The following is a 17154-nucleotide window of genomic DNA, read 5'->3' as shown; positions in this document are numbered from 1 at the left end:
GCATTCTGTGAACATCTTGTCGTGAACCGACTTTTCTCAGGCCCCCGAGTGGCTTACTAAGGGTCAGGCGACCACGCTAACCGAGGGCCAATGACCCAATCGACCCGCACCGTGCTGCGCAATCAGCTCAATCAGGCCCTCTCGGCGCTGCGGGATGCATGGCGGGTGATGCGCCACCGTGGCCCCAGCCAGATACAGTTCTGGTTCATCGCCCTGATCATCGGCATCGCCGCAGGCTTCATGGCGCTTGGGTTCCGCATGGCCATCGCCGCGTTGCAGGCCTATCTCTACAATACCGACGATATCCTGTACCTCCACAGCCATGCCGAAAAGCTGCACTGGCTCTGGATCTTCCTTACCCCTGTGGTCGGCGGGTTGGTCGTCGGGATCATCCTGAACAGGTACACTGATGATGGCCGCGTGCGTTCGGTCGCCGATGTGATCGAAGGCTCTGCCATCAGCGATGGCCGGGTCGAGAAAAAGGCCGGTATTGCGTCCTTCATCGCCTCGCTGATCACGCTCAGCTCCGGCGGGTCCACGGGGCGGGAAGGGCCGGTTGTGCACATGGCTGGCGTCATTTCGACCTGGGTTAGCGACCGTATCCACGCCGACGGCATCACCGGGCGTGACCTGCTCGGCTGCGCCGTGGCCGCTGCCGTCTCGGCCAGCTTCAACGCCCCTATCGCCGGTGCCTTGTTCGCGCTTGAGGTCGTGTTGCGCCATTTCGCCGTGCACGCCTTTGCTCCCATCGTAATCGCCTCGGTCGCGGGCACGGTGATCAACCGGCTCGCTTATGGTGATGTCACCGAATTCACGCTCGAAACCCCCGGGTCGCTGCAATTTTATGTCGAACTACCCGCCTTCCTGATCCTTGGCCTGATCTGCGGGTTGGTGTCACTGGTGCTGATGCGCTCGATCTTCTTTGCTGAAGATATTGGTACTCATATCCAGAACCGTCTGTCTCTGCCGGGGTGGCTGCGCCCCGGAGTGTCCGGTGCCATGCTGGGCCTGCTTGCTGTCTGGTTCCCGCATATCATCGGTGTAGGTTACGAGACCACGATCCGCGCCCTGACCGGAGATCTGGTGCTGACCACGGCGATTCTGTTTGCGGTCATGAAAACCGTTGCCGTCGCGATCACCATGGGTGGGCGAATGGGCGGTGGTGTGTTTTCCCCGTCATTAATGATCGGAGCGCTGACCGGGCTGGCTTTTGGCCTGATTGCCACCGGCCTGCTGCCCGACGTTTCTGGCACCCATACGCTCTATGCCTTTGCCGGGATGGGCGCGGTGGCGGCGGCAGTGCTGGGCGCGCCGATCTCGACTACGCTGATCGTTTTTGAACTGACCGGAGACTGGCAGATCGGTCTCGCCGTGATGGTCTCGGTCTCGATGTCCACTGCGTTGGCCTCGCGCCTCGTGGACCGATCGTTCTTCCTGACCCAGCTTGAACGCCGCAACGTGCATCTGGCTGCGGGTCCACAGGCTTACCTGCTTGCCATGCTGCGCGCGGGCGCCGTGATGCGGCCCATCGGCGATCCGCGCTCGATCACCAAAGAAGAGGCGCTGGCGCTGATCGAACAGGGCCTCTGCGTCAAGGCCAGTGCTACGCTTGAAGCCGCGATGCCCTATTTCGACCGCGACGATATTCCCTGTATCCCGGTGGTGATCATCGACAAGGAAGGTTGCGAAGAGCCGGTCGGCGCGCTGTACCACATCGACGCGCTCAAGGCCTATAACCGTGCGCTGGCCGCAACCGCGGCCGAGGAACACTCCTGATCAGCCGTCATAAACGCTGGCTACGTCACCCAGATAATTGTCCCAGGCAAACCAGTAAGAGATATGACCCGCCACCCGCGGCAGCTGTGTGCCATCCGGTGCCACAAGAGCCTCTTCGGCGACGGTCCATTTGTTGCCCGCCTCGTCCAGTAACCCGCCATCGGTGGTCGCGCGGAACTGATGCGCGCCGCGCTCATAGGCGCGCACACTGCGTTTCTTGGGATCACCTATCAGCATCAAAGCGCGCCCGCCAATCGCATCATTGATCACCGGCTTGCCCCTGAACGCATCCAACGGCCAGGCCCGGGCCGCCCCGAACTGACGCACCGCGAACACATAATCCTTCTGCCGATGCTGCCTTTGATCGACCAACGCCGGGAACATCAACTCGGGCGAGGCGAAATACTCCTGATACACCACGCCCGAGCCATAGTTCCGCCGATGCCCCGTCTTCAGTGACAGCACCTGCGTATCGGGATGTGACGCCTTCCAGCTGTCCCAACGGGTGATCACCACCGGACGCTGCTTCAACTCGATCCCGCTGTTGACCAGCGGTCCGACCACCGGCTTGCCCGTGTATTGGTTCCACAGCGAATGCGTCTCACGGTCGAACATCAGCTTGTTCGAGCGATACAGGAACCCCGACGAGCCAAAGACGAACGGCTTGCGCCGCCCTTCGAGCTGCGTTTCAAACAAAATCCCCGATCCACACAGCGTGCAATAGGCCAATGCCACCGGAACGCCTCCGATCACCTCATTGAACATCTCGTGCCAGCCCATGATCCGCAGCGGATAAGCGCGCACATCGCCATTGATCGAGACGCCAAAGACCAGGTCGTCGTCTTTCATGTAGTCCGCCCGCGCCGCCGAGATCAGTTTGGGATTGTCCAGCGACGGGATGCCGTCCTTGACCACACCGCCCCACGTGATTTCTTCCAGCCGGATCTTCATCTTGTCGCGCTGCAGGTATTCAGGCCGCAGGAACAGGTCAAAGTTCTCGTCGATCCCCAGCAGCACTTCGCGCTTGAACGGCGCCAATGAGGCATGCGGTACGATCTGGGGATTCTTCTCCTGCCACAGCATCCACCCGAACCAATCGGTGCCGAGCGTTTCTCCGGTCAGTGCTTCCATCACTTCGGCAATATCGACCTCGCGCCGTCGCCCGAACCGCATCGCGGTCAGCAGGGCGGGCACGACATCCGGATTGCCACGGTCCCTGAGAAAGGCCATCCCAGCCTCAAAATCTGTGCGTCCGGCATAGAGCGTGGACCGCACCGCCTCCAGCACCGGATCTTCCTGCTGCGCCCAGAGCTCCGAGGGCGCGACGGCACCGGCCCCCAACAAAGCGGTGAAACTGCGACGTGTGATCGACATGGCATCCTCCGATTGGCTGCAACCCCAATCTGCCCGCAATCGCGCTCACATACACGAAACACCCGCGTGAGCAGGGTGTAATATCAAATCCTGGTTTCGAAGGATTGCCCCGCGTCAGGCCTTGTCTTTAACCTCGTCCTCCGCGACGGGCTCGATCTCTTCCGACGCTTTCAGCGTCAGCGGCGGGTCCTGCGGCTCTTCCGGGATTGGGGCCGGGGCGGCAGGTGGCGTGGTCAGAACCTCATCAGGGCCGGGAACCGCACGCGGCGTGACGGTGCTGTCCTCAGGCTCAGGCTGCGCCGCGTTTTCAACGGCAACCGCCCGACGAAACACCAGCACATTGCGCCAGTTGGTGGTCGATCCGGTCAGCCCCGAGCGTTCTTCGCTAGGCAGCAACTCGGCGCGCTGATACTCCCAGCCATCCTGTCCCAACTGGTTCAGCAATTGCTCGATCGAGGTGGCAAACCGGCCTTCGGGCGTCTTCACGCCTTTCGCCTTGGTGCCCTTTTGCGGAGCGGGGACAACTTTGTATTCGTAGCGCTGCATCAACTGGTCCTGATTGCCGTGTCGGGGCAAGTTAACATTTTGACAGACGGGTGAAAGCCAAGATCACGCCCAGGTGAAATTTGTGGGCGAATTTCGGCCCGCACTGTGGCTTTAGCCTCGCGCTGCCTTGCCGACCAGCGACAGACACAGTTCGGTCGCGACCGCCATATCCTGAACCGAGATCCACTCCAGCGGGCCGTGAATGCATTGCATTCCGGTGAAGATATTGGGGCAGGGCGTCCCGAATTCGGTTAACCGAGAGCCATCGGTGCCACCCCGGATCGGCACGGAAACCGGCTCGATCCCCTGTTCCCGACATGCCTCACGCGCCAGATCGACCGGAGTCATGTCCTTTTCCAGCCAATAACGCATGTTGCGGTACTGGTGAGAGATATCGCAGGTGATGGTCGCGCGCGGCTCGGTCGCCTGCACGGCAGCGCAGACCTGTCGCACCAGATCGCCCTGCGCCTCCAGCGCGTCCATCTCGAAATCGCGCAGGATCAGCTTGATCTCCATCTCGGACGAGCCGCCATTCATGTCGGTGACATGGATGAAGCCCTGACGTCCGTCAGTGACTTCGGGCGTCATCGTCGCCTGCGGCAGGGTCTGCACGATCTTCGCCGCCAGATGCGCCGCATTCACCATCTTGTCTTTGGCCAGACCCGGATGGATCGACACGCCGGTGATCTTGATCACCGCGCGGTCGGCCGAGAAGCTTTCGTATTCGATCTCACCCAGTTCCTGCCCATCCAGCGTATAGGCGAAATCGGCGTTCATATCCTTAGGCAGTTGTTCGGTAACGCCGCGCCCGATCTCTTCATCCGGGGTAAAGGCGATGCGAATCGGGCCGTGGGGGACGTCCTTGTTCTCCAACAGATGCCGCGCCAGCGTCATCAGGATCGAGACGCCCGCCTTGTCATCCGCTCCCAGCAGTGTGGTACCCGACGCGGTGATCAGATCATGCCCGATCTTCTCGGCCAGATAGGGGTGCTCTTCCGGCGACAACACCAGATCAGGATCATCGGGAAAGGTGATTTCACCGCCATTATACCCCTTGATCACCCGCGGCTTGACACCGATCGCGTTGAACTGAGGTGCGGTGTCCACATGTGCCAGAAACCCGATGGTCGGCCCCTCAGCCGTGCCGGGAATCGTCGCCATGACCACGCTGTCGCCAGTCATCTGCACGTCCTGCGCACCGATTTCGGTCAACTCCTGCTGCAGCAGGTTCAGCATGTCGAACTGGATTTCGGTGCTGGGGGTCGAGGGCGAGGTCTCATCGCTCTGACTGTCGATGGCGGCATAGCGCACCAGCCGGGTTTCCAGTTCCTGATCGAAACGATTTTTCATGACTGCTCACCTCTCTGACTTGGCGAGATGAGAATGCGCATTCGGGCGAGGAGTCAAGCCGATGGCTTGACCCTTTTTCAGGTGCCAGAAATTTACTTTTCGTTATGTACAAGTCGAACAAACCCCTGTCTGGGGTTTGTACAACTCGGAAGATTTACGAACCCAGCTTCTTGCTGACCAATTCGTTAACGGCCTTCGGATTGGCCTTGCCGCCGGTCGCCTTCATCACCTGACCGACGAACCAACCCGCCAGTTTCGGGTTCACCTTGGCCTTCTCGACCTGCGCCGGATTGGCGGCGATGATCTCGTCCAACGCGGCCTCGATGGCGCCGGTATCGGTCACTTGTTTCATGCCGCGCTCTTCAACGATCTGCGCCGGGTCACCGCCTTCGGTATAGACAATCTCGAACAGGTCCTTGGCGATCTTGCCCGAGATTGCATCCGACGAAATCAGATCAATGATACCCGCCAACTGAGCGGGAGACACCGGAGACTCGGTGATGTCGTGGTCTTCTTTTTTCAGGCGGCCAAACAGCTCATTGATCACCCAGTTCGCGGCCAGCTTGCCGCTGCGACCCTTGGCGACTTCTTCGAAATACCCAGCCGATTCCACCTCCGCGGTCAGCACTGAGGCGTCATAGTCAGTCAGCCCGAACTCACTGATAAAGCGTGCCTTTTTGTCGTCAGGTAGTTCCGGCAGCTTGGCGGCGATGTCATCGACCCATGCCTGCTCGATCTCCAGCGGCAGCAGATCGGGGTCAGGGAAGTAGCGATAGTCATGCGCTTCTTCTTTCGACCGCATCGAGCGTGTCTCGCCCTTGTCCGGATCATACAGACGGGTTTCCTGATCGACGGTGCCGCCACCTTCAACGATGGCGATCTGACGACGGGCCTCGACCTCAATCGCTTGCTGGATAAAGCGCATCGAGTTCATGTTCTTGATCTCGCAGCGGGTGCCCAGATGCGAAAAGTCCTGTGTTTCCTGATACTTCTCATAGGCACCCGGCAAACAGATCGAGACGTTCACGTCCGCCCGCAGGTTGCCGTTCTGCATGTTGCCGTCGCAGGTGCCCAGATACCGCATGATCTGGCGCAGCTTGGCAATGTATGCAGCGGCCTCTTCAGGCCCGCGAATATCAGGGCGCGAAACGATCTCCATCAGGCAGACACCGGTCCGGTTCAGGTCGACAAAGGACATATGCGGGTCCATGTCGTGGATGGATTTGCCCGCGTCCTGTTCCATGTGGATACGCTCGATCCGAACCATGCGTGCGGTGCCGTCGCCCATCTCGACCAGAACCTCGCCTTCGCCCACAATAGGCTGATAAAGCTGGGAAATCTGGTAGCCTTGCGGCAGGTCAGGGTAGAAATAGTTCTTGCGGTCAAAGGCCGATTTCAGGTTGATATCCGCCTTCAAACCCAGCCCGGTGCGCACGGCTTGCTCAACGCAGTATTCGTTGATCACCGGCAGCATGCCGGGCATCGCCGCATCCACGAAAGCCACGTTCGCGTTCGGCTCGGCCCCGAATTGGGTCGACGCACCCGAGAACAGCTTGGCATTGGATGAGACCTGAGCGTGCACCTCCATCCCGATCACCAGTTCCCAATCGTGCTTGGCCCCGGCAATGGTTTTGGGTTTGGGCATTTCGTATGTCAGGTCGAGCATGGCGCGCCTCATTTCCGCAGAAGTCTAAGCCTGCGTATTAGGCCCGGCGCGCCAAAGGGGCAAGGGGCAATGGCGCTTTAGCTCTCTGAGAATTGCAGACCTGTTGGTGTGAAGGTGACGCTCTGCCCGTTGCGCAACTCGTCCCGCAGCAGATTGGCGATGGCTTTCAGCGCGTCGCGGCGGCCACGGGCGGCAAACCGCTCAGCCGAGTTAACACACAGGCTGTTATTGAACCCGTTCGCCGCATGGGCCCAGATCAGCGGATGCAGCTCGGTCAGGTGATCGCGGATCAGCCAGTTCGCGGCCTCGCAGATCTGTTTGCGGGCGATATCGGCCTGCGGGTTCTGGCCCATGCCTTTCTGCAACGTGATTGAGCAATAAGCGGCCAGCAGGTTGATCGTCTCCTGATCCGGACGGCGCGCAACAATATCGCGCAGACCTTCGAGGAAATACTCGACATCGACACGCGCGCAGGCCTCGTCATCCAGCGCGATTGCATCGAACTGAGCCCAGGTATAGCCGCCTGCGCCCCAAATTTTCTGAGTGCGCGCGGCATTGCGCAAGGCCTGAACCTCAAGCTGCGCATAGCTGCCGAACCAGCGTGGCAGCAGATGATTACCCATCGCGCGCATATGGCGGTGGTTCTGCGGGTCCAGTGTGATCAGCGCTTCATACTTGTCAGCCACGCGGGTGCGGGGGTCAATGTGTCCGGCCAGCAAGGCGCAGTCCGCAGCAGCGATTGCCGGGCTATCGGGCAGAGCCTCGCGGCATTGCGGCAGCAGGGCGGCGGCGCGGTCGAAATGCGCCGCGCAGCGCGATTGGTGCAGCGCCGGCAGGGCCTCGGGATGCGCCGTCCCGCGCCATGCCCAGGCCAGATCGATATGAGCCAGCGCCACGACCAGTGGAATCATTGGATCATCGGGGTAGTTCTGAATTTCACCTTCCAGCTCAGAGATTCCGCCCAACAGATCATAATCCGACAGTGCTTTGCCGTCAGACAAGGCGTGCTCGGCTGCCAACACCACATCCGAGCGCGCACCAAATGCCAGCAGATCCGTGATCGGCTGTCCGCAGGGTGTGGCTTTGCGCTCGGCATCCGCTTCGCGCATCTCTTGCGACAACTCGGCCCACATATCCTGTCGCGCAAGATAGCGGCCACGCTCGATCACCTGATGCGCGATCACATCATTGGCATTCGGTTCTGCGATGGGAATATTCAGTTGCCCCGAGGCGACAAGCCATGCGGTGGCATCGGCGACTGACGCAGGCAAAGGCGTTGGGGTGGGGGTAGAAGAACCTAATATACGGGCGAAAACTGCCCTGACAGACCAAAACATGGCGAAACTCGAACTGGAACAAACATTTAACACTCTCAGTTTTGCCAAAAATTAAGCGCAAATCAAGGAAACAAAGCGGTGATATGGAGATTCGGTAATCAATCCCGGTCGAGGCGGCGGTATCGTTTCAAAATACTCTAAAATGATGACGTTCAACCTTAAAACCAGCACGTTGCAGGACGTCTTCGAACTGTTTGTGCGGGGGCAATGATTCATCCGGCAGGCGCAGACGTTTGTCAGATTTCAGCATTGCTGACACGCGCACCGAGAAATCCCAACGGGTGTCGAACCGGAAATGGTCGACCTCGGATAGCAGGAGTTCACCCTGCCTCTGGCCTGTGTGCCAGCGCAGGGTATCACCGATCATCTCCATTCCTGCGCTGGTATCTTTGATGACATCCCACAGCGCGGGTAGGGTGGTCAGGGCCAGCAACGCCACCAGCCACCAGACCGCGTCCAGCAGGATCATCAGGCCAATCAGCACTGCATAGATGCCGATCAGGATCAGAACCGTGCGTTGGTTGCGGTTCTGGCGAGTGAACGTAAATGCGGTCATGCGCCGAGGATGCGTGAGACCATTTCGGTCGTGTCCCGCGACAGGTCCGGCGTCTCAGAAATGCGGCTCAGCTGCGCACGCATCAGGGCCTGACGGTCCGTATCGTAGCGTTTCCAGGTCTGGAAGGCGCTGCACATCCGGGCGGTGGTCTGCGGGTTCACCGGATCAAGCCGGATCAGCCAATCCGCGAGCAGTTCATATCCCGCTCCGTCTTGCTGGTGGAAGCCCGCATGGCTGCTGGCCAGCGATCCCATCAACGCGCGGAAGCGGTTGGGGTTTTTCCAATTGAAATCAGCATGTTCTGTCAACTTGCGTGCCGTCTCAACGGTTTTGTTTGGCTCGGTCATCGAGACCTGCAGGGCGAACCATTTATCCATGACCAGCCGGTCATGCTGCCATTGTTCATAAAAGGCCGCCAACTCGGCTTCACCTTTGCTGGCGCGTAGCAGGCAGGACAGCGCGGTCAGCTGGAGGGTCATGTTGTCGGCGCGCGCGTATTCCTCAGTCGCCTTGATGCCTCCATCCAGCCGTGAAGTCAGTGCCAGCGCCGCACCACCCAGCGCACGCTTTCCGGATTGCTCGGCGTCTGGTTGGTAGGGCTCATCCACCAGTGTTTCACTGTGCAGCCGGGGTAAAAGGTCCTGAACGTGTTGGGCTGTGGCCTGGCGCAATGTCTCAACCGCGCTCCAGATCGCCGTCGGATCAGGGGTGATGTCCTTGTCGTGCAACGCTGCGGCCAGTTCCGATTGCGTTGGCAGGCCCAGCATCAGCGCCCGATAAGCCGGGTCCAGTGCTTCATCACGCAGTACCGCTAGTAGACCGTCGAGATAGTCGGCATCCGGTGTTGCCTCATCGGTGATCATGCGCAGCAGAGTGTCTTCGGCCAGCGACCGGCCTGCCTGCCAGCGGTTGAACGGATCGGTGTCATGGGCCAGCAGGAACGCACGCTCGGCATTCGAATGATCATGTTCGAGGATCACAGGGGCCGAAAAATCGCGCAGGATCGAAGGCACGGGTTTGGCGGCGAGACCAGTGAAGGTAAAGCTTTGCTCGGCTTCGGTCAGCTCCAGCAACTCGGTCGCGTGCACTTCATCTCCGTTCGGGCCCAGTAGGCCCACGGCAACGGGTATGATCTGAGGCTGCTTGTCCGCCTGACCCGGCGTCGGCTCGGTCCGCTGGCTGAGCGTCAGGGTATAGGTGCCCTCGGCCCAGTCCTCAGCGACCGAGACGCGCGGAGTACCCGATTGGCTGTACCAGCGTTTGAATTGGCTCAGATCACGGCCTGTGGTGTCTTCGAACACTTTCAGCCAGTCCTCAATGGTGCAGGCCTGACCATCATGGCGCTCGAAATAGAGGTCTAGCGCCTGTGCATAGGCCTCATCCCCGACCAGACGTTTCAGCATCCCGATCACCTCGGCGCCTTTCTCATAGACGGTCGAAGTGTAGAAGTTGTTGATTTCCTGAAAACTTTCTGGCCGGACCGGGTGCGACAGCGGCCCGTTATCTTCGGGGAACTGCCGCGCGCGCAGGTCGATGGCGTCATGGATGCGCTTAACGGGGCCCGAGCGCATGTCGGACGTGAACTGCGCGTCGCGGAACACGGTCAGGCCCTCTTTCAGGCACAGCTGAAACCAGTCGCGGCAGGTGATCCGGTTGCCGGTCCAGTTGTGGAAATACTCATGCGCGATGATCGCCTCGATCCGTTCGAAATTCATATCGGTCGAAGTTTCGGGGCTGGCCAGAACGGCGGAGGAGTTGAAGATGTTCAACCCCTTATTCTCCATCGCGCCCATGTTGAAATCGTCCACGGCGACGATGTTGAACACGTCCAGATCGTATTCGCGGCCATAGACGTCTTCGTCCCATTTCATCGACTTTTTCAGGGCCTCCATGCCGAACGCACATTTGCCTTCATCGCCGGGGCGGACCCAGAGGTTCAATTCGACCTCGCGACCCGACTTAGTGGTGAACTGACCTGGATGGGCGATCAACTCTCCTGCGACCAGCGCAAACAGATAGGCGGGTTTGGGCCATGGATCGACCCATTCGGCCCAACCCTCGCCTGTGCCCGTAGGGTTGCCGTTCGACAGCAGCACGGGAAGGTCTCCGTTGATGCGCACGGTAAAAGTGGACATCACATCGGGGCGATCGGGGTAGTAGGTGATTTTTCGAAAGCCTTCGGCCTCACACTGGGTGCAATACATGCCATTGGACATATATAGCCCTTCGAGCGCGGTGTTGTTGCCGGGATCGATCTCGATCTCGGCTTCCCAGACGAAAGGTGTATCCGGAACCGTCGCGGTCAGACCTTCGGAGGTCACATCAGGCGAGATCTCGACACCATCAATCGCGGCGCGGATCAGTTTCAGGTCTTCCCCGTGCAGGAAAAAGGTCCGGTCTTTGGCATCCGGATTCGGGCTGAATGCGATGCGAGAGGTAACGCGCGTCGCATGTTGGGCGAGATCGAAGGTTAGATGCACGCTCTCCACCAGATAACCGAACGGCGTGTAGTCTTTTAGGTAGATCGTGGTGGGGGCGGCGTCGCGCATCTGGAGACCTCATCGGCTAGAATTCTGGCGCGACGTTATGGTCTTCACCGCGCGGCTGCAACCGACAGGCCGCTTTCTTTGCTGGCTTGAACCAGCCTATGGCGGGACCCAAAGCCGGTAATGGCGATGCAAAAGTTGCCTATCGGAAACGAACGCCCTAATTGAAGAGCGCATACAACGGCACACAATCTGAGGGGATTCGGAACATGAGCAGTAGAGAGACCCGAAACGGGCTGCAACTCGACCCGGTTTTCGTGGACTTCATCGAACAGAAGGCGCTACCGGGAACACAGGTATCGGCTGAGCAATTCTGGTCGGGGCTTGCGCGTTTGGTTAATGAATTAGGGCCGAAGAACCGCACACTGCTTGAGAAACGCGCCGATATTCAGGGCCGGATTGATGGCTGGCACGCCGCGCGGCGAGGTTTGCCTATCGATGCTGTCGAGTATCAATCTTTTCTGCGTGAGATTGGCTATCTGGTAGATGAGGGCGGCGATTTCGAGATCGAGACCGCCAATGTCGACCCTGAAATCGCCCTGACCCCGGGTCCACAGCTGGTCGTGCCGATCACCAATGCACGCTTTGCGCTGAATGCGGCGAATGCCCGTTGGGGCAGTCTTTATGATGCGCTTTACGGAACGGATGCGTTGGGCGATTTGCCGACGGGTAAAGCCTATGACGCTGGACGCGGTGCCCGGGTCGTCGCGTGGTCCAAGGCGTTTCTGGATCAGGCCGTGCCGCTGGCTTTCGGGTCCTGGGCGGATGTGTCCGGGTTGAGCGTTCAGGACGGGGCATTGATGCCGACCCTGGCCGATGCGTCTCAGTTCGCAGGCTACGGTGGTGCGGCTGACAAGCCGGAATTCGTGCTGCTTCGCAACAACGGGTTGCACATCCAGATCAGGGTTGATGCACATAGCGCAATCGGTGCAACCGATCCCGCGGGCATTGCAGATGTACGTCTGGAATCCGCGCTCTCCACCATCATGGATTGTGAGGACTCCGTTGCCTGTGTCGACGCCTCCGACAAAGTGTTGGCCTATGGGAATTGGCTGGGCCTGATGACCGGTGATCTGACCGAAGAAGTCGCAAAGGGTGGCACAATATTTACCCGCAAGCTTGCAAAGGACATGGCTTTCACAGCGCCGGATGGAGCTTCGGCCACGCTCAAAGGGCGTTCGCTCATGCTGGTGCGCAATGTGGGTCACCTTATGACGAACCCAGCCGTTCTGGACGCTGAAGGTCGTGAGATTGGTGAGGGGCTGATGGATGCGCTATGCACCACTCTGATCGCCATGCATGACCTGCAGCGCGAGGGCGGAAACTCGGTCGAAGGATCGGTCTATGTCGTCAAACCCAAGATGCACGGCCCCGAAGAGGTCGCGTTCTCGGTCGAGATTTTCGACATGGTCGAGGACATATTGGGCCTGCCACGCAACACCGTGAAATTGGGCATCATGGATGAGGAACGTCGCACCTCGGCCAACCTCAAGGAATGTATCCGCGCGGCGAAATCGCGTGTGGCCTTTATCAACACTGGGTTCCTGGATCGCACCGGGGACGAGATCCATACCTCGATGGAGGCTGGCCCTATGCTGCCCAAGGGCGACATCAAGGATACGCCGTGGATTGCGTCTTACGAGGATCGGAACGTTGATATCGGATTGGCTTGTGGCCTGAAGGGTAAGGCGCAGATCGGTAAAGGCATGTGGGCAATGCCCGATCGGATGGAGGATATGCTGGCGGCCAAGATCGGCCACCCTCAGGCGGGCGCGACCTGTGCTTGGGTGCCGTCGCCCACCGCCGCAACCCTGCACGCAACGCATTACCACAAGATCGATGTATTGGCGCGTCAGGACGAGTTGGCCGCTGACGGTGCCCGGGGTACGCTGGATGATCTGCTGACCGTGCCGTTGCTGGGCGGGCGTAACCTCAGCGCCAATGAGATCACCCGTGAGATCGAGAACAACGCGCAGGGTATTCTCGGCTATGTGGTGCGCTGGGTTGATCAGGGCGTTGGTTGTTCGAAAGTGCCGGATATCAACGATATCGGCCTGATGGAGGATCGTGCGACCTGCCGGATTTCGTCTCAGGCGCTGGCCAACTGGCTGCATCACGATCTGATTAGTCAGGAACAGGTGATGGCGGCGATGCAGAAAATGGCCGCTGTTGTCGATCGACAGAATGAGGGCGACCCGGCTTACCAACCGATGGCACCCGGTTTTGATGGGATCGCCTTTCAGGCGGCCTGCGATCTGGTGTTCCGCGGGCGGGTGCAGCCTTCGGGCTATACGGAACCGGTATTGCATGCACGTCGGCTGGAACTGAAGGCCAGCCACGGCTAAGACATCTCGCAGCGGCGGAGCCGTCCGGCTCTGCCGCAAATTCTTAACAAAGGACACCTTCATGCTGGTAACGTTGCGCAAAGCCCGGACAATCATTCGACGCACCCTGGAAAAAGGGCGCGAGATGGAGTTGAAGCCTCTCTCGGTCGTGGTTCTGGACGCGGGCGGTCATGTCATTGCGTTCGAGCGTGAAGACAGCGCAGCACCCGGTCGTTTTGCCATCGCTCATGGTAAGGCTTACGGCGCGGTGATGTTGGGCATGGCGGGCACTGCGCAGATGGCGCGGGCTGAGGGACAGGCCTATTTCATGGCTGCGGTGAATGGCGTCTATGGCGGGCAAGTCATCCCGGTACCCGGTGGCGTCCTGCTGCGCGACCGCAAGGGCGTGGTGATCGGCGCGGTTGGGGTGACAGGCGACACCTCGGACAACGATGCGCAGGCGGCGCTGGCTGGCATCGAGGCGGCGGGTTTGACTGGCGAGATTTGATCTGGGGCCGGGTATGCCCCGATTGTGCGTCGTTGAACACGCGCTTGCGCTGACATGCAGGTCCTGTGCCGTTGCGCGGGGCCAAACCTGCCGATAGGTTTTTCCGAATACCACTGAAACAAAGGAAAACGCATGGCGCGCCCTGTCGTCGGAATAATCGGCAACTCTTATCTGATGAACGATCAGTATCCGACGCATGCCGGTGGGACGATGAATTCGGATGCCGTGTCCAACGTGTCGGACTGCCTTCCGCTGCTCATCCCGGCGGACCCGCGTTATGTCTCGGTCGAGGAACTGCTTGAGGTTTGCGACGGCTTTCTGCTGACAGGCGGCCGTCCGAATGTTCACCCCGAGGAATATGGCGAGCCCGCAACTGAGGCGCATGGCGAGTTTGATCGCGCGCGCGATGCGATCACGCTTCCTCTGGTACGAGCCTGTGCCGAGCGCGGCCAGCCGTTTTTCGGTATCTGTCGAGGGTTTCAGGAGGTGAACGTTGCCATGGGCGGCACTCTGTATCCTGAGATCCGCGATCTGCCGGGGCGTTTGAACCACCGGATGCCGCCCGATGGCACTCTGGAAGAGAAATTTGCCCTGCGCCATGTGGTGACGCTGACCGAAGGGGGCGTGTTCCACCAGTTGCTGGGGGCCGCTGAGGTAATGACCAACACGCTGCACGGGCAGGGGATCAAGACGCTGGGCGAGAACGTGGTGATCGACGGCCACGCCCCCGATGGCACGCCCGAAGCAATCTATGTGAAGGATGCGCCCGGATTTACCCTGTCGGTCCAATGGCATCCCGAATGGGACGCGGCCAATGATCCGGTTTCGCGCCCCTTGTTCGAAGAATTCGGCCGCGCTGTTCACGGCTGGGCCGCAGGCAAAGACGCCACGCGATTGCAGCGCTCTGCCTGACGGGGGCTGGCGAGGGGGTCAGACCAGCAGGTCGAACTGCTTGTTCAGCGGCAGGCTGCGGGCCCGCTCTCCGGTCAGATCAAACAGTGCATTTCCCAAAGCGGGCATGGATGGAGGCGTTCCGGGTTCACCCACCCCGCCCAAATGCTTGTTGGTCTCCAGCACGCGAACCTCGGTCACCGGGGTCGTGTGCATCCGCAGGGCATCGTAGTCGGGGAAGTTGAATTGCTCGACTTCACAGTCAGAGAAGGTGATCTCGCCGTACGCCGCGGCCGAAAGCCCATAGATCATACCGCCGATCATCTGCGCCTCGACTGTCGCCGGATCCAGCGCCAGACCGACATCGCAGGCGATCCACGCCTTGGAGATGCGGATGGTGCCGTCTTCGTCCACCACCTCGATCACCTGTGCAACCGGCGTGCCGAAGCTGTAGGTCAGCGCCACGCCACGCCCCACACCTTCGGGGGTCTTGCCGGTCCAGCCAGACATCTCTTTGACCGCTTCCAGACACCCGGCTGAGGGTGCGTGTTCGTTTCTGGCCAGCTCCAGCCGGAACTCCAGCGGATCGCGGCCTGCGGCGTGGGCCATCTCATCCATGAAGGTTTCATGGAAGAAACCATTGTGGCTGTTGCCGACCGAGCGCCAGAAACCCACGGGGACAGCGAGATCGGCAATATGTCCGGCCATGCGATAGTTTGGCACGGCGTAGGGCTGATTGAAAAATCCTTCGACCAGAACCTTGTCAGGCCCGCCGCCGGGGAAACCGGTGTAGCGTTCGACCGCCTGTTGCGTCGGAGATTGCGAGGCGACCTTGCCGTCGATCAAAACGGCCTTGCCATCCTTGACCGCTCCACGAATCCGAGCCATCGCGCCGGGGCGGTAATAGTCGTGGCGCATATCCTCTTCGCGGCTCCATGTGGTCTGGACCGGAGTGCCGGGCTTGGCCATGGCAACTTTGGTGGCGATTTCTCCGAAATCCAGCTCACCCCGACGCCCGAAGCCGCCACCCAGATAGGTGGTGTGGATCTCTACCGCCTCGGTATCCAGACCGGCCGTGTTGGCCACACGCATCTGGATCAGCGTCGGAGCCTGATTGCCGCACCACAGGTCCAGCTTACTGCCGGTATAAAGCGCGGTTGCGTTCATCGGCTCCATGGTGGCGTGAGCCAGATAGGGCACGGTGTAATCCGCCGTGATTTCGGTTGCACCATCGGGCACGGTATCGACATCGCCGTCGTCCCGCATGGTCGAGTTCGGGGCCTCATCAAACGCTTTGGCGATCTGATCGAATATTGCGGCGGTCTCGGGTGGATAAGGGGTTTCACCCCAGTCCACGTCGATGGCCTCGACCGCTTGCATCGCGAGCCATGTGTTGTTGGCGATCACCGCGACGCCGGTGCCTAGATCAACGATCTTTTCAACGCCTGGCATGGCTTCAGCCGCGCTGGCGTCAAAGCCATTCATCGCGCCGCCCAGCTTGGGGTTCATGCGGACCGAGGCGAATTTCAGTCCCTCGGGCCGTGCGTCGATGCCGAAGGTTGCGGTGCCTGTGGACTTGTCCGGAATATCAACCCGGGGCAGGGACTTGCCGATCAGGCGCCACTCGGTGGGGTCGCGCAGGATGACCTCGGGCGGTTCGATCTGGCCTGCGGCCTCGGCCAGTTCGGTATAGGGAATGCGCGTGCCGTCCGGGGCAACCACCGCGCCGCTCTCAGTTTTGAGTTGATCGCGGTTCACACCCAACTGATCCGCCGCAGCCTGCTTCAATGTCTCGCGCGCGGTGGCACCGGCCATCCGCATCCGCTCGAACCCGTCCTTCATCGAGGTCGATCCACCGGTGACCTGCAGACTGAGCGTGCGGCCCAGAACACCCAGAGCCTCACCCAGATTGTGCTGAAAGTCCGAGATGTCATAGCCTTTGTTCGGCAGACCCTCTCCAACCAGCGCATGGTTGTAATAGGCCGCTGCCGCCGGGCCGTGCAGCACGCGGATATCGTCTAGCTCGACATCCAGTTCTTCGGCAATCAGGGCTGCCCACGTAGTCATGACGCCTTGACCCATTTCGGCACGGGGGGCGAACAGGGTGACGCCCTGCTGGTCGATCAGAACAAAGGGGCTGAGCGCGGTTTCTCCGTCTCGCGGTTTCAGCGGGTTCGCAGCAGGGCGGGTGACGTAGTAGGCGCCGAATGCCACACCGCCCACGATAGCGGCTGATCCGATCAGGAAGGTACGGCGCAGGATTTTTCCGATGCGTGCCAT

General features: G+C 60.2%; 12 protein-coding genes. 4 read left to right on the top strand and 8 right to left on the bottom strand.

Translation table 11 applies throughout. The features are described 5' to 3' along the window. Window positions 1–90: 90 nt before the first annotated feature. Window positions 91–1776, top strand: coding sequence for a chloride channel protein (locus tag ACR0NF_RS11085; RefSeq protein ID WP_480778251.1), 1686 nt, complete (start codon window positions 91–93; stop codon window positions 1774–1776). On the opposite strand, the gene ACR0NF_RS11080 is transcribed toward ACR0NF_RS11085, so the two are convergent. From ACR0NF_RS11080 to pepN, 7 genes are all read right to left on the bottom strand, one after another. Then, window positions 1777–3150, bottom strand: coding sequence for a DUF3179 domain-containing protein (locus tag ACR0NF_RS11080; RefSeq protein ID WP_480778250.1), 1374 nt, complete (start codon window positions 3148–3150; stop codon window positions 1777–1779). Window positions 3151–3264: 114 nt separating this feature from the next. Further along, window positions 3265–3696, bottom strand: a complete 432-nt coding sequence (locus ACR0NF_RS11075; protein WP_480470352.1) for a DUF4177 domain-containing protein — start codon at window positions 3694–3696, stop codon at window positions 3265–3267. A gap of 111 nt (window positions 3697–3807) precedes the next feature. After that, window positions 3808–5046: a peptidase T gene (gene pepT / locus ACR0NF_RS11070; RefSeq protein WP_480778249.1), complete on the bottom strand. Its 1239-nt coding sequence runs from the start codon at window positions 5044–5046 to the stop codon at window positions 3808–3810. A 154-nt stretch (window positions 5047–5200) separates the two neighbouring features. After that, entirely contained in the window at window positions 5201–6712 is a 1512-nt protein-coding gene (gene gatB / locus ACR0NF_RS11065; RefSeq protein WP_480667517.1) for an Asp-tRNA(Asn)/Glu-tRNA(Gln) amidotransferase subunit GatB, read from the bottom strand. A gap of 77 nt (window positions 6713–6789) precedes the next feature. After that, a complete protein-coding gene (locus ACR0NF_RS11060) occupies window positions 6790–7983 on the bottom strand; it encodes a hypothetical protein (RefSeq protein ID WP_480667516.1) in 1194 nt (397 codons plus the stop codon). A gap of 193 nt (window positions 7984–8176) precedes the next feature. Next, the gene (locus tag ACR0NF_RS11055) at window positions 8177–8605 is read right to left on the bottom strand and encodes a hypothetical protein (RefSeq protein WP_480778248.1); all 429 of its coding nucleotides are present in this window, start codon (window positions 8603–8605) and stop codon (window positions 8177–8179) included. Continuing rightward, complete coding sequence (gene pepN / locus ACR0NF_RS11050; protein ID WP_480778247.1) at window positions 8602–11154, bottom strand: aminopeptidase N; 2553 nt, start codon at window positions 11152–11154, stop codon at window positions 8602–8604. Before pepN ends, ACR0NF_RS11055 begins: the two co-directional genes overlap by 4 nt. Before the next feature lie 206 nt (window positions 11155–11360). Between pepN and ACR0NF_RS11045 the strand changes: the two genes are divergently transcribed. The 3 genes from ACR0NF_RS11045 (at window position 11361) to ACR0NF_RS11035 (ending at window position 14895) form a co-directional block, all read left to right on the top strand. Then, window positions 11361–13496, top strand: coding sequence for a malate synthase G (locus ACR0NF_RS11045; RefSeq protein ID WP_480778246.1), 2136 nt, complete (start codon window positions 11361–11363; stop codon window positions 13494–13496). Between the two features lie 61 nt (window positions 13497–13557). Next, entirely contained in the window at window positions 13558–13983 is a 426-nt protein-coding gene (locus ACR0NF_RS11040) for a GlcG/HbpS family heme-binding protein (protein ID WP_480470345.1), read from the top strand. A gap of 132 nt (window positions 13984–14115) precedes the next feature. Further along, window positions 14116–14895, top strand: coding sequence for a gamma-glutamyl-gamma-aminobutyrate hydrolase family protein (locus ACR0NF_RS11035; RefSeq protein ID WP_480470344.1), 780 nt, complete (start codon window positions 14116–14118; stop codon window positions 14893–14895). 18 nt (window positions 14896–14913) lie between these two features. Here the strand turns inward: ACR0NF_RS11035 and ACR0NF_RS11030 are convergent, their stop codons facing one another. After that, window positions 14914–17154 (bottom strand): xanthine dehydrogenase family protein molybdopterin-binding subunit, encoded by a 2241-nt coding sequence (locus ACR0NF_RS11030; RefSeq protein WP_480778245.1) that lies wholly within the window; start codon window positions 17152–17154, stop codon window positions 14914–14916.

The organism is Ruegeria sp. CF4, from assembly GCF_056537345.1.
This window is presented reverse-complemented; position numbering and strand designations above follow the sequence as displayed.